Source organism: Streptomyces sp. NPDC001315, from assembly GCF_042896175.1.
Lineage (GTDB): Bacteria > Actinomycetota > Actinomycetes > Streptomycetales > Streptomycetaceae > Streptomyces.
This window is the reverse complement of sequence record NZ_JBIAWZ010000002.1, coordinates 18,174-31,171: the sequence shown is the minus strand read 5'-3', so window position 1 is coordinate 31,171 and position 12,998 is coordinate 18,174. Positions and strand designations below refer to the sequence as shown.

Here is a 12,998-nt window from a genome sequence, read left to right as displayed (position 1 = left end):
ACGCCGGACGGGCTGACGTGAGTCAGCCCGTCCGGCGTTCGCATGTGCCCTTACTTGTCGTCGACGTGGATACTCCGCAGCGCCCGTGCCGCCAGCGCCGCCGCCCCCACCAGCAGTACTGTCCCCGCGATCGCCGCTGCCTGCATCCCGCTGGTGAACGCCTCCCGGGCGGCTGTTGCCAGGGCGTCACCCGTGCGCCCCGGCAGCTGACCGGCGATCGCCAGCGCGCCGCCGAGGGTTTCGTGGGCTGCGGACGGGGCCGAGGCCGGGATGTCGTGGCGGTAGACCGCCGTGCCGATGGAGCCGAGGACCGCCATCCCCAGCGCGCCGCCGAACTCCGCGCCGGTCTCCATCAGGGAGGACGCCGAGCCCGCACGCTCCACCGGGGCGCTGCTCATCGCGAGGTCGGTGATCTGGGAGATGACCATGACGATCCCGGAGGCGAGGACACCGCACGCGACCAGCACCAGCCACAGTGAGTCCGTGCCGGCGAGGCTCAGCAGTGCGTAGCCGCAGGCGCCGATGGCGAATCCGGCGGTGACGACGTACGCGCGGTTGACGCCCTTCTGGACCAGTGCGGTCGCCAGCGGGGCCGCCATGCCGATCGGTACCGAGGGGAGCAGCGCCCACAGGGCCGCCTCCATCGCGCTCTTGTCGAGCACCGACTGCAGGTACTGCGTGGTGAAGAACGCCGAGCCCAGCATGGCGAACGAGGCGATGAGGTTGAGGACGACGGAGGGCGCGAAGCCGCGGCCGCGGAACAGCGCCGGGGAGATCATCGGGGAGGCCGCGGTGCGCTGGCGGTGGACGAAGAGCGCCGCGAAGAGCAGGCCGACGGTGATCGAGACGACGTACCCGGTGTGCCAGCCCTCGGACGGGATCTCCTTCAGGCCGTAGACGACGGGGAGCACGGCGGCCATCGACAGCGGGACGCTCAGCCAGTCGAAGCGGCCGGGGTTCGGGTCCTTGGACTCGGGGAGCAGGAACGGGCCGAGGGCCAGCAGCAGTGCCATCGCGGGCAGGTTGACCAGGAAGACCGAGCCCCACCAGAAGTACTGGACCAGGACACCGCTCATCACCGAGCCGAGCGCGATGCCGGCCGTCATCACGCCGGACCACATCCCGATCGCCTTCGCGCGTTGCGCGGAGTCGGTGAACATCGTGCGGATCAGCGCCATCGTCGACGGCATCAGGGTCGCACCGCCGATGCCGAGCACCGCTCGGGCCGCGATCAGGGTCTCGGCGCTGTTGGCGTAGGCCGCGATCAGTGAGGCGGTGCCGAAGGCGGCGGCGCCGATCAGGAGGAGCTTGCGGCGGCCGATGCGGTCGCCCAGCGAGCCCATCGTCATCAGCAGGCCGGCCAGGACGAACGCGTAGATGTCGAAGATCCACAGCTGCTGCGTGCCGCTCGGCTCCAGGTCCGCGCTGATCGCGGGAATCGCGAAGTAGAGGACCGAGACGTCCATCGAGACCAGCAGCAGCGGGAGCATCAGCACGCCGAGTGCGGTCCATTCACGGCGGCCGGCGCGGCCGGCCGGGGTTGTGGTGGTGCGCGTCGAGTTCGTCATGCCGATGACTGTACGGGCGTCTTAAACGCTTGTCTAGAACGCTTGTATAATTCATGCGTCTAGGACGGTCGTATGGATCCCCGGTAGGCTGGTGGGCATGGGACATCGCGAGGATCTGCTCGAGGGCGCGAAGCGCTGCCTGCTGGAGAAGGGGTTCGCGCGCACCACCGCGCGCGACATCGTGAAGGAGTCCGGGACCAACCTGGCCTCGATCGGCTACCACTACGGGTCGAAGGACGCGCTGCTCGGGCAGGCCTACATCGCCCTGGTGGAGGAGGTGTCCTTCGAGGGTGAGGAGGATGCCGGCATCGACGGTGCGCCCGGTTCCCTGGAGCGGTTCCGGGAGGTGTTCTCGAACATCGTCGACTCCATGCGTGAGCCCGGCTCGATGTGGCGGCTCAGTATGGAGATCATGGCGATGGGCGACCAGCTGCCCGAGGTGCGCGACCAGTTGAGCCGCGCACAGCTCGAGGGCGGCCGGGGCCTGGTCTCGCTGCTCATGGGCGTGCCGGAGGGGGAGGTGTCGGACGAGACGGCCGACACCCTCGGCCGTTTCTACATGACCCTGATGTCGGGGCTCATCTCGCAGTGGACCTTCGACCCGAAGACCGCACCTGACGGGGACACACTCACCGAGGGCCTGCGGCAGATCGTCGAGGCCGCCACGCGGACGTGACCCGCTCGTCCCGCAGCACGACCCCCCGGTCCGCGAAGTGCCGTACGGCGGAGCGGTTCTACAGGCGCGCCCTCTTCAGGGCCATGTGGAGCAGCAGCCGGTCCTCCCCGTCGTCCAGGTCCAGGCCCGTCAGCTGTTCCACACGCGACAGTCGGTAGTAGAGGGTCTGCCGGTGGATGCCCAGCAGGGCTGCCGTGCGGCCCGCCTGGCCGGCGCAGTCGAGATAGGCCTCGGCGGTGCGGGCCAGTTCCTGGTGGGCCGGGGTGAGCAGCGGGGCCACGGCAAAGTCGTGAGCCGCCTGTCGCGGGAGAGAGGTCAGCAGCCGGTACGGGCCGATCCGCGCCCACTCGGCGACCGGGCCGAACCGCGGCTCCGCCAGCGCGGCCAGCGCCGTCCCGGTCGCCTCCTGCCAGGCCGTCCCCAGCTCGGCGAGTCCCAGCCGCGGGGCGGCGACCCCGGCGGCGACGGAACCCGGCCTGCCGCCCACCCGCTCCAGCAACCGTCCCGCCGCCGACACCGCCGGCGTCACCGTCTCCGTCGACCGCAGCCGTACCAGCAGTGCCAGCGACTGGGCCGCCGTGCCCCACGGAACCGTGCACAACGTCGTCGCGCCCGGCAGCGTACGCACGGAGGGCGCGTCGTCGGGGTCGGCCGAGGGCCAGGGGGCCACGCACACCACCGTGTGGGGACCGTCGGCGCGGTTGCCGAGAGCGGTGCGCAGCTCGGCCACCGCCATGTCGTGCTGCCAGCCCCCCTCGGCCGTCAGCACCGCCCGCAGTTCCCGGGTGAGGTCCGCGCCGGCCGCGGCCTCGTCCGCGAGCAGCGCGCCGATCCGTCCGGTGACCGCCATCGCCGCCGCCAGCTGTCGCTCGCTCGGGCCCGGATCGTCGTCCAGGAGCCAGACGTAACCGAGAACGACACCCCGATGGCGTACGGGAAGGCAGATGCGTCCCCGGTAGACCCCCGCTTCGGGAGTGGGCGGGATACGGACCGGGCCGGTGGCCCGGGTGATGCCGAAGCCCTCGAACCAGGTCCGGACCGCCGCCGTGGAACGCCGGGTCAGGATCGAGCGGGTACGCACCGGGTCCAGCGCCGAGGGATCGAGGTCGCCCTCGCTGTCGTAGGCCCCGAAGGCGATCAGCTCGAAGTTGCGGTTCTCCAGGGTCGCCGGGGCGTCCAGCAGCTCCGAGATCTCGTCCACCAGCTCCTGGTAATCACCCTTGTATTCGGACGTCACCCGGGCATTCTCCCGCATTTCCGAGAGGCCTTCATACATCTGTCTGAGATCTCGGGCACGGATGCGTGACAGCTGTCGATGGCCGAGGATCGGAGGGATCCTTAGGTTTCACGGTGGTTCTCCGTGCCGTCCCCGAATCGTCGGGCAGCGGCCGTTCTGGTGCTTTTCTGTGGAGGTGCCCCGTGCTGGGTCCCGTGATTCTCGCCGCGTCGCGCAGCGACCGGATGCGACGCCTGATCTCGGCGGCCCCGGTGACGAAGCAGGTCGTCGACCGCTTCATCCCCGGCGAGGCCGTCGGGGACATCGTCCCGATCATCGAGGGCCTGACCGCCAAGGGTCTCGAGCTGACCATGGACGTCGTCGGCGAGGACATCACCAGCCCGGAGCAGGCCGCCGCCGCGCGGGACGCCTACCTGGAGCTGGTCGGCCGGCTCAAGGAGCTCGGACTCGGCGAGAAGGTCGAGATGTCGGTCAAGCTGTCGATGTTCGGCCAGTCCCTCCCGGGCGGCCACGAGCTGGCCCTCGCCAACGTCCGCCCGGTCGTCGAGGCCGCCGCCGCCATCGGTACGACGGTCACGCTCGACGCCGAGGACCACACCACCCTCGACTCGATGTTCGCCATCCACGAGGAGCTGCGGAAGGACTTCCCGCGGACCGGCTGCGTCATCCAGGCCTACCTCTTCCGCACCGAGGCCGACGCGCGTCGCCTCGCCGACGCCGGCAGCCGCGTACGCCTCGTCAAGGGCGCCTACAAGGAGCCCGCCGAGGTCGCGTACCAGCAGAAGCACGAGATCGACAAGGCGTACGTCCGGATCCTGAGGACCTTGATGGAGGGCGAGGGGTACCCGATGATCGGGTCCCACGACCCGCGGCTCATCAGCATCGCCCAGGAGCTCGCCAGGCAGGCCGGGCGCAAGCTCGACGAGTACGAGTTCCAGATGCTGTACGGGATCAGGAGCGACGAGCACCTGCGGCTCGCCGCGGAGGGCCACCGCATGCGCGTCTACACCGCCTACGGCACCGACTGGTACGGCTACTTCATGCGCCGCCTGGCGGAGAAGCCGGCGAACCTGCGCTTCTTCGTCCGCAGCATGCTCACCCGAGGCTGAGAGATGACGATCACTGAAGATTTCGGCCGGGGGTCCGGGGGTTGTCCCCCGGGAAGGTACGGCATGCGCCGCCTGGCGGAGAAGCCGGCGAACCTGCGCTTCTTCCTCCGCTCCATGGTCAGCAAGGGCTGAGCCCGAACACCCGCTCAAGTACAAGGAGTTACGGAACTCATGGACGCTGTGACCCAGGTCCCCACCCCCGTCAACGAGCCGGTGCACGGCTACGCCCCCGGCTCGCCCGAACGTGCCCGCCTCGAGGTCAAGCTCAAGGAGCTCGCCGAGAACCCCGCCGAGCTGCCGATGACCATCGGCGGCGAGAAGCGGATGGGCGGCGGCGAGGCCTTCCAGGTCGTGCAGCCGCACAACCACAAGGCCGTCATCGGCACGTACCGCAACGCCACCCAGCAGGACGCGCAGGACGCGATCGACGCGGCCCTCGCCGCGGCGCCCGCCTGGCGCGCGATGTCCTTCGACGACCGCGCGGCGATCATCCTGCGCGCCGCCGAACTGCTGGCCGGCCCCTGGCGCGAGACCCTCGCCGCCTCCACCATGCTCGGCCAGTCGAAGACCGCGCAGCAGGCCGAGATCGACTGTCCCTGCGAGCTGGTCGACTTCTGGCGCTTCAACGTCAAGTACGCCCGTGACCTGCTCGCCGAGCAGCCCCCGGCCAACTCCCCGGGTGTCTGGAACCGCCTCGACCACCGCCCGCTCGAGGGCTTCGTCTACGCGATCACGCCGTTCAACTTCACGGCCATCGCGGGCAACCTGCCCACCGCCCCCGCGCTCATGGGCAACGTGGTCGTGTGGAAGCCGTCCCCGACCCAGACCCACGCCGCCGTGCTGCTGATGCAGCTGCTGGAGGAGGCCGGTCTGCCCAAGGGCGTCATCAACCTCGTCACCGGCGACGGCATCGAGGTGTCCAAGGTCGCCCTCGAGCACCGCGACCTCGCCGGCATCCACTTCACCGGGTCGACCAAGACCTTCCAGTACCTGTGGAAGACGGTCGGCAACAACATCGAGAAGTACCGCTCCTACCCGCGTCTGGTCGGCGAGACCGGCGGCAAGGACTTCCTCGTCGCGCACCCGAGCGCCGACCGCGCGGTCCTGAAGACGGCGCTGACCCGCGGTGCCTTCGAGTACCAGGGCCAGAAGTGCAGCGCGACCTCCCGGGCGTACATCCCGGCGTCGATCTGGAACTCCGGCTTCAAGGAGGAGTTCGCGGCCGAGGTCGACTACCTCACCATGGGTGACGTCACCGACTTCTCGAACTTCATCGGCGCGGTCATCGACGAGCGTGCCTTCGCCAAGAACAAGGCGGCGATCGACCGGGCGCAGGACGACCCGGCCTGCACGATCGTCGCGGGCGGCTCGTACGACAACTCGGTCGGCTACTTCGTCCGTCCGACTGTCATCGAGTGCACCGACCCGGAGAACGAGGTCTTCACGACCGAGTACTTCGGCCCGGTCCTCGCCGTGCACGTCTACGAGGACGACCAGTACGACGAGATGCTGACCCAGATGGAGTCCGCCTCCGACTACGCCCTCACCGGCTCGGTCATCGCGGGCGACCGCGCGGCCGCCGCGTACACGATGGAGAAGCTGCGCTACGCGGCCGGCAACTTCTACATCAACGACAAGTCGACCGGCGCCGTCGTCGGCCAGCAGCCCTTCGGCGGCGGCCGTGCCTCCGGCACCAACGACAAGGCCGGCGCCCCGCAGAACCTGATGCGCTGGACGCTGACCCGCGCCATCAAGGAGACGCTGGTCCCGCCGACCGACTACACGTACCCGCACATGGGCTGACACCCCCCACGTGGAACGGGCCGGGCCGGGTCTTCGTCGGCCCGGCCCGTTCGCGTGTCCGCGCGGGCGGACGAACGGGCGGACGAACGGGTGGACACACTGGCGTGACATGCGGCCGGACGCACTGGCGGACATTCGGGCCGACGAGCGGGCAGACTCCTTCCCATGACCTGGACGGAGAGCGAGACGGAGACGGTGACCGTCACGGCCGACGACGGGGTGGCCCTGTGGGCGTCGCGGTCGGGCGCGGGCGAGCCGCTGGTGCTGTGCCACGGCGGCCCCGGTCTGTGGGACATGTTCGGCGACGCGGCCGGACTGCTCGCCGACCTGGCCACGGTGGTCCGCTGGGACCAGCGCGGGTGCGGGCGGTCGCGGCGGTGCGCGGGGCCGTGGACGAGCGAGCGGTTCGTGGCCGACCTGGACGCCGTACGACGGCACTTCGCGCTCGACCGCGTGGCGCTGCTCGGCCACTCCTGGGGCGCGCAGCTGGCACTGAGTTACGCGCTCGCGCATCCGGAGCGGGTGAGCGCGCTGGTCTACGTGGCCGGGACGGGCATCGGGCCGGACGCCGACTGGCACGACGCCTTCGTGGAGAACTTCCGTGCCCGGCTCGGCGACCACCCCGAACGGCTCTCCCGCTGGCAGGAGTTGACCGAACGTCCGCGGCGGACCGAGGAGGAGGACCGGGAACGGGCCGTACTCCAGTGGTCGGTCGAGTTCGAGGAGCGCGAGCGGGCGCTGGAGCACGCCGGACGGATGGCCGACCCGTGGTTCGCGATCAACGACGAGTGCAACAAGGCCCTCAACGCCGAGCGGAGGCGCGTGTGGGGCACTCCGGAGCTGTACGCCGCCTGTCGCTCCCTGGACGTACCCGTGACGATCGTCGACGGAGCCCGGGACATCCGGCCCCGCGCCGCCGTGGACTCCCTGGAACGCGCGCTGCCGAACGTACGCAGGGTGACCCTTCCGGAGGCCGGGCACATGGTATGGACCGAGGACCCGAAAGGCTTCCGGGAGGCGGTGGCGAGGGCGCTCTGAGCGGGTGAGCGGGATACTGCTGCGGTGACCCCGCGCACCCGCATTCCCTCGCTCCGCGCCCCACGTCTTCGCATCGCCCACACCGCCGACCTCGCCCCCGCCGGCCTCCGGGCTGTCCGCGATCTCCTGGACGCCGCCTTCGACGGCGACTTCGGCGACGAGGACTACGACCACTGCCTCGGCGGTGTGCACGCCCTGGTGTACGACGGGGCCGGGCTCGCGGCCCACGGGGCGGTGATCATGCGGCGGGCGCGGTACCGGGGCCGCTGGCTGCGGATGGGGTACGTGGAGGCCGTCGCCGTACGGTCCGACGCGCGCCGGACCGGCCTGGGCGGCCGGGTCATGGGCGCCCTGGAACGGGTGGTCGACCGCGCCTACGACGTCGGCGCGCTCTCGGCGAGCGACGCCGGGGCACGCCTGTACGCGGCACGCGGCTGGCAGGTGTGGGCGGGCCGGGTCGCCGCCCACGGCCCGGACGGCGTGGTGCGCCTGCCGGAGGAGGAGGGCAGCACCTTCGTACGCCCCGCGCTCGCCGGCCCGCTCGACTCCACCCACGAGCTGGTCTTCGACTGGCGGGACGGCGACGTACTGTGACGGCTCGTCAGAACGACGGCCGTCAGGTAGTGGCCCGCACCAGGATCTTGCCCGTGTTGCCGCCCCGCAGCATCGACAGGAACGCCTCCACGATCCGCTCGAAGCCCTCCACCACCGTCTCGTCGAGCGCCAGGGCCCCGCTCAGCAGATGCGGTACGGCGAACTCGTACAACTCCTCCTGCACGTCGACGTAGTCGCGTACGAGGAAACCCTCGATGCGGAGACTCTTCTCCACCACGTCGGCGTGGTTGAAGAGCACCGGCGGTGCGTCCGGCGTGTTGTACTGCCCGACCGTGCCGATCCGCACCACCCGCCCGCGCTCCCGTAGCGCGCCGATCGCCGCGCCGAGATGGTCGCCGCCCACGTTGTCGACGAACACGTCGATGCCACTGGGGGCGGCCTCGGCGAGGAGGTCGGAGACCCGGCCCTCGTGGTAGTCGAAGGCCGCGTCGTAGCCGACCTGTTCGGTCAGGTGACGGACCTTGGCCGCCGTGCCCGCGCTGCCGACCAGCCGGCAGGCGCCCAGCAGCCGGGCGAACCGGCCGGTCGCGGTGCCGACCCCGCCGGCCGCGGCCGAGACGAACAGGTCGTCGCCCTCGCGCAGCCGGGCGATCCGGGTGAGGCCGACGTACGCCGTCAGGCCCGTACCGCCGAGCACGCTCAGGTACGCGGACAGCGGCACCCCGTCGTGCTGGGGGAGGCGCCTGACCTCCTCGGGACGGACGACCGCGTGGGTGCGCCAGCCCCGGCGGTGGAAGACGATCTCGCCCTCCGGGAGGGCCGGGTCGCGCGAGGCGATGATCCGGCCGAGCGTGCGGCCCTCCAGCGGGGCGTCCAACTCGAAGTCACCGTCCATCATTTCGCGGTGGTACGGGTCGACGGACCAGTAGAGGTTCTCGACCAGGGCCGTGCCGGCGGCCGGTTCGGGGACGGGGGACTCGGCGAAGCGGAAGTGGGCGGGGGTGGGAAAGCCGGCCGGGCGGGCGGTCTGGTGCACGGTGAGCGCGGTGTCGGTCATGGGACGGGACCGTAGGGAGGAATGCGCGGGGTGGGCAGGGGGTTGCGGTCATGGAACGGGGCGATCCATGAAGCGCCCTCATAGTGGCAGGTGGGAGCCTCGCGTGGACACGGTCGATCTTGCGCCGCAGGAGTTGCGGACCCTGGTGGCGGTGGCCGGCGAGGGAGGCTTCTCGGCGGCGGCCGGCCGGCTCGGGACCACCCAGTCCGCGGTCTCGCACGCGGTGCGCGGCATCGAACGCAAACTGGGCGTCGTGCTGTTCGAGCGGGGACGGTACGGCGCCCGGCCCACCGCCGCCGGTACCCGGGCCGTGGCCCACGCCCGTCGGGTCCTGCGGATGCTGGAGGTGCTGGTCGCCGAGACGCGGGGCGTGGGGGCCGGGGAGGTCGCCGGGCCGTTGCGGATCGCCGCCTTCCGCAGTGCCGCCCTGTACCTGTTGCCGCCCGTGCTGGAGCGGCTCGCCGCACGGCACCCGGGGATCGAGGCGGAAGTCACCGTGGTGCGCGAGGTGGGCACCGGTGCGGCGGGCGAGGTGACCGCGGGGCGGGCCGACCTGGGGATCGCCACCATGGGGACCAGCTCACCGATCCCGCCGCAACTGATCGGCGACGTACTGCTGGAGGAGCCGTACGCCCTGGTGCACCCGGCCGGTCACCCGGACCCGCGCGCCCTGCCCCTGGTCGACTGGACCGAGAACTGCTCCTCCTACACGCGCCAGTGGTGGGCGGCGCAGGACTGGATCCCCGCGGCGACCGTGCGCGCCGAGGACGACGGAGCGGTGCTCTCGATGGTGAGCAGCGGTCTCGGCATGGCCATCATGCCCGCGCTCTCCCTCACCGGAGCACCGCTCTCGGTCGGGATCACCGACCTCGGAACCGAACGCCCTACCCGCCAGGTGGGCTACGTCACCACCCCCGAACTCGCCGCCACGGCGGCCGTGCGCGCCCTGGTCAGAGAGCTGCGGGCCCGTCGTCCGGCAGCCGCCGTCTCAGATAGTAGGAAGTCCGAGTAATTGTAGAGACAGGAGCGCGCTCCTCGCTTAGCTTTGTAGGAGCCGAACGTCTCGCTCGATCCAGCGAATGGCGGTCGTGAGCCGGGCCCCGTGCAGGCAACCCCTGCCGCTCCGCTCCCCGCCCCATCCGGCGTCTCGTAACCCGTTCCGCGCTCCCGGTTCCGAAGGAGTCGATTTCCCATGGCCGAGACGACCGTCCGCCGCCGAGTCCGTCACGTCTCCCGTACGAGCGAGTCCGACCGCAAGAACGCCGCCGCCGCTCTCCAGCGCGCCCTCGACCGTCGCGACAACGGCGGCGAGACCGGCCACTGAGTCGAACTCCTGCCCTGAACCTGCGCTGAACCCCTGATACCGGGAGCCGCACCCGCCGGGGTGCGGTGCGGGGCCCGCGCCCCGCGCCGCACCTCGACATGGTCGAAGTCGAGCGGCTCCTGACCCTCCAACGGAATGTCCGTATGGCGGACAGTCCGTGTCATTCCATGGGACGAGGAGTAGGGTGCCGGACATGTCTCGCAGCATCAATCTCGCAGTGATTCCCGGTGACGGCATCGGCCAGGAGGTCGTGGCCGAGGGTCTCAAGGTCCTCTCCGCAGTCCTTCCGCAGGATGTGAAGCTGGAGACCAAGGAGTACGACTTCGGCGCCAGGCGGTACCTCGCCACCGGCGAGACCCTCACCGACGCCGACCTCGACGACCTCAAGAAGCACGACGCCATCCTGCTCGGCGCGATCGGCGATCCGTCGGTGCCGTCCGGCGTCCTGGAGCGCGGCTTCCTGCTCAAGCTCCGCTTCGCCTTCGACCACCACGTCAACCTGCGTCCGTCGAAGCTGCTCCCGGGCGTGGCCACCCCGCTCGCCGGCCAGCCGCAGATCGACTTCGTCGTGGTCCGTGAGGGCACCGAGGGTCCGTACACCGGCAACGGCGGCACCATCCGCAAGGGCACCGAGCACGAGGTCGCCACCGAGGTCTCGGTGAACACGGCCTTCGGTGTCGAGCGCGTGGTCCGCGACGCCTTCGCCCGCGCTCAGGCCCGCCCGCGCAAGAAGCTCGCGCTGATCCACAAGAACAACGTGCTGACCTTCGCCGGTCACCTGTGGACCAACATCTTCAACAAGGTGGCCGCGGAGTTCCCCGAGGTCACCACCGAGTACATGCACGTGGACGCGGCCACCATCTACCTGGTCACGCAGCCCGAGCGGTTCGACGTCATCGTCACCGACAACCTCTTCGGTGACATCGTCACCGACCTCGCCGCGGCCGTCTCCGGCGGCATCGGCGTCGCCGCGAGCGGGAACATCAACCCGTCCGGCGACTTCCCGTCCATGTTCGAGCCGGTCCACGGCTCGGCCCCGGACATCGCGGGCCAGGGCAAGGCCGACCCCACCGCCACGGTCCTGTCCGTCGCCCTCCTCCTGCGCCACCTCGGCTACGAGGCCGAGGCGACCCGGATCGAGGACGCGGTCTCCGCCGACCTCGCGGAGCGCGGTGCGCTGCCCGCCCGCAGCACCACCGAGATCGGTGACGCGCTCTCCGTACGAGTAGCCGGCTGACCCGCCGCGCACCTCGAACTCTTTCGAAGCCGCCGGGTCGCATCCGCACCCGGCGGCTTTTCGTATGCCTCGCCGGGTGCCACCATCAACCACTGGGCCGCATTCACCCCGTTTTCTTCCGCCGCGGGCCCCGCGCGATAATCGAACGCGGAGCCGCGGTATGAGGGAATGCTCGGACGTCCTAGCACTGGCCACCGGCCGTGCGGGCGTGAGCGCGGCCCGTCACTACAACCGGTGAAGGACACCTACTCATGACGACGCCCACGATCGAGCTGAAGCCGTCCGCCAACCCCCTCTCCGCCAGGGAGCGCGACGCGATCCTGGCGGCCCCCGGGTTCGGCCGCCACTTCACCGACCACATGGTGACGATCAAGTGGACCGAGGGCCGGGGCTGGCACGACGGCCAACTCGTTCCGTACGCGGCGATCCCGCTCGACCCGGCCACCAACGTCCTGCACTACGCCCAGGAGATCTTCGAGGGCCTGAAGGCCTACCGCCGCCCCGACGGCTCCGTCGCCACCTTCCGCCCGGACCAGAACGCCAAGCGCTTCCAGCGCTCCGCCCGCCGCCTCGCGATGCCCGAGCTGCCGGTCGAGACCTTCATCGAGGCGTGCGACCTCCTGGTCCAGCAGGACAAGGACTGGGTGCCCGCGCACGGCGGCGAGGAGTCCCTCTACCTGCGCCCCTTCATGATCGCGACCGAGGTCGGCCTGGGCGTGAAGCCCGCCAACGAGTACTTGTTCATCGTCATCGCCTCCCCGGCCGGCGCCTACTTCCCCGGCGGGGTCAAGCCGGTCTCCATCTGGGCCTCCGAGGACCGCGTCCGCGCCGTCCCGGGCGGCATGGGCGACGCCAAGACCGGCGGCAACTACGCGGCCTCCCTGCTCGCCCAGGCCGAGGCCGCCGCCAAGGGGTGCGACCAGGTCTGCTACCTCGACGCGGTCGAGCACAAGTGGGTCGAGGAACTCGGCGGCATGAACCTGTACTTCGTGTACGGCGACAAAATCGTCACCCCGACCCTCACCGGCTCGATCCTGGAGGGCGTCACGCGTGACTCCCTCCTGGCCGTCGCCCGTGACCTCGGCTACGAGGCCGAGGAGGGCCGCGTCTCCGTCGACCAGTGGCAGCGCGACTCGGAGAACGGCACTCTTACCGAGGTCTTCGCCTGCGGCACCGCCGCCGTGATCACGCCGGTCGGCACGGTCAAGCGCAGCACCGGCGCCGAGTGGCAGCAGTCGGGTGGTGAGCCCGGCGAGGTCACCCTGAAGCTGCGCCAGGCCCTGCTGGACATCCAGCGCGGCAAGGCCGAGGACAAGCACGGCTGGATGCACGAGCTGGCCTGAGCCTCGCGAGCACCCGACAGGGCCGCCCCGGACTCCGTGTCCGCGGCGGCC

Annotated in this window: 12 protein-coding genes; 9 read left to right on the top strand and 3 right to left on the bottom strand. The window is 70.8% G+C overall.

Annotated elements, in window-relative coordinates:
- Window positions 1-50 precede the first annotated feature (50 nt).
- Entirely contained in the window at window positions 51-1,568 is a 1,518-nt protein-coding gene (locus ACFY16_RS07310) for an MFS transporter (RefSeq protein ID WP_390646140.1), read from the bottom strand.
- A 97-nt stretch (window positions 1,569-1,665) separates the two neighbouring features.
- Here ACFY16_RS07310 and ACFY16_RS07305 point away from each other — a divergent pair, with 97 nt between their 5' ends.
- Entirely contained in the window at window positions 1,666-2,244 is a 579-nt protein-coding gene (locus ACFY16_RS07305) for a TetR/AcrR family transcriptional regulator (RefSeq protein ID WP_390646139.1), read from the top strand.
- 58 nt (window positions 2,245-2,302) lie between these two features.
- Here the strand turns inward: ACFY16_RS07305 and ACFY16_RS07300 are convergent, their stop codons facing one another.
- Window positions 2,303-3,499: a PucR family transcriptional regulator gene (locus ACFY16_RS07300; protein WP_390646138.1), complete on the bottom strand. Its 1,197-nt coding sequence runs from the start codon at window positions 3,497-3,499 to the stop codon at window positions 2,303-2,305.
- Between the two features lie 164 nt (window positions 3,500-3,663).
- On the opposite strand from ACFY16_RS07300, the gene ACFY16_RS07295 reads away from it, so the two are divergent.
- The 4 genes from ACFY16_RS07295 (at window position 3,664) to ACFY16_RS07280 (ending at window position 8,025) form a co-directional block, all read left to right on the top strand.
- Window positions 3,664-4,590 carry a proline dehydrogenase family protein gene (locus ACFY16_RS07295; protein ID WP_390646137.1) on the top strand — a complete coding sequence of 309 codons (927 nt, stop codon included), beginning with the start codon at window positions 3,664-3,666 and terminating at the stop codon, window positions 4,588-4,590.
- A gap of 171 nt (window positions 4,591-4,761) precedes the next feature.
- On the top strand, window positions 4,762-6,393 hold the full coding sequence (gene pruA, locus ACFY16_RS07290) for an L-glutamate gamma-semialdehyde dehydrogenase (RefSeq protein ID WP_390646136.1): 1,632 nt from the start codon (window positions 4,762-4,764) through the stop codon (window positions 6,391-6,393).
- Between the two features lie 165 nt (window positions 6,394-6,558).
- On the top strand, window positions 6,559-7,431 hold the full coding sequence (locus ACFY16_RS07285; protein WP_390646135.1) for an alpha/beta fold hydrolase: 873 nt from the start codon (window positions 6,559-6,561) through the stop codon (window positions 7,429-7,431).
- A gap of 24 nt (window positions 7,432-7,455) precedes the next feature.
- Window positions 7,456-8,025: a GNAT family N-acetyltransferase gene (locus ACFY16_RS07280; RefSeq protein WP_390646134.1), complete on the top strand. Its 570-nt coding sequence runs from the start codon at window positions 7,456-7,458 to the stop codon at window positions 8,023-8,025.
- 22 nt (window positions 8,026-8,047) lie between these two features.
- Here the strand turns inward: ACFY16_RS07280 and ACFY16_RS07275 are convergent, their stop codons facing one another.
- Window positions 8,048-9,043, bottom strand: a complete 996-nt coding sequence (locus tag ACFY16_RS07275) for an NADP-dependent oxidoreductase (RefSeq protein ID WP_390646133.1) — start codon at window positions 9,041-9,043, stop codon at window positions 8,048-8,050.
- A gap of 103 nt (window positions 9,044-9,146) precedes the next feature.
- Between ACFY16_RS07275 and ACFY16_RS07270 the strand changes: the two genes are divergently transcribed.
- From ACFY16_RS07270 to ACFY16_RS07255, 4 genes are all read left to right on the top strand, one after another.
- Entirely contained in the window at window positions 9,147-10,055 is a 909-nt protein-coding gene (locus ACFY16_RS07270) for a LysR family transcriptional regulator (RefSeq protein ID WP_390646132.1), read from the top strand.
- A 180-nt stretch (window positions 10,056-10,235) separates the two neighbouring features.
- Complete coding sequence (locus ACFY16_RS07265; protein ID WP_015493350.1) at window positions 10,236-10,367, top strand: hypothetical protein; 132 nt, start codon at window positions 10,236-10,238, stop codon at window positions 10,365-10,367.
- A 193-nt stretch (window positions 10,368-10,560) separates the two neighbouring features.
- Window positions 10,561-11,604, top strand: coding sequence for a 3-isopropylmalate dehydrogenase (locus tag ACFY16_RS07260; protein ID WP_390646131.1), 1,044 nt, complete (start codon window positions 10,561-10,563; stop codon window positions 11,602-11,604).
- Between the two features lie 251 nt (window positions 11,605-11,855).
- Window positions 11,856-12,947, top strand: coding sequence for a branched-chain amino acid aminotransferase (locus ACFY16_RS07255; RefSeq protein ID WP_390646130.1), 1,092 nt, complete (start codon window positions 11,856-11,858; stop codon window positions 12,945-12,947).
- The last annotated feature ends 51 nt before the right edge of the window (window positions 12,948-12,998 follow it).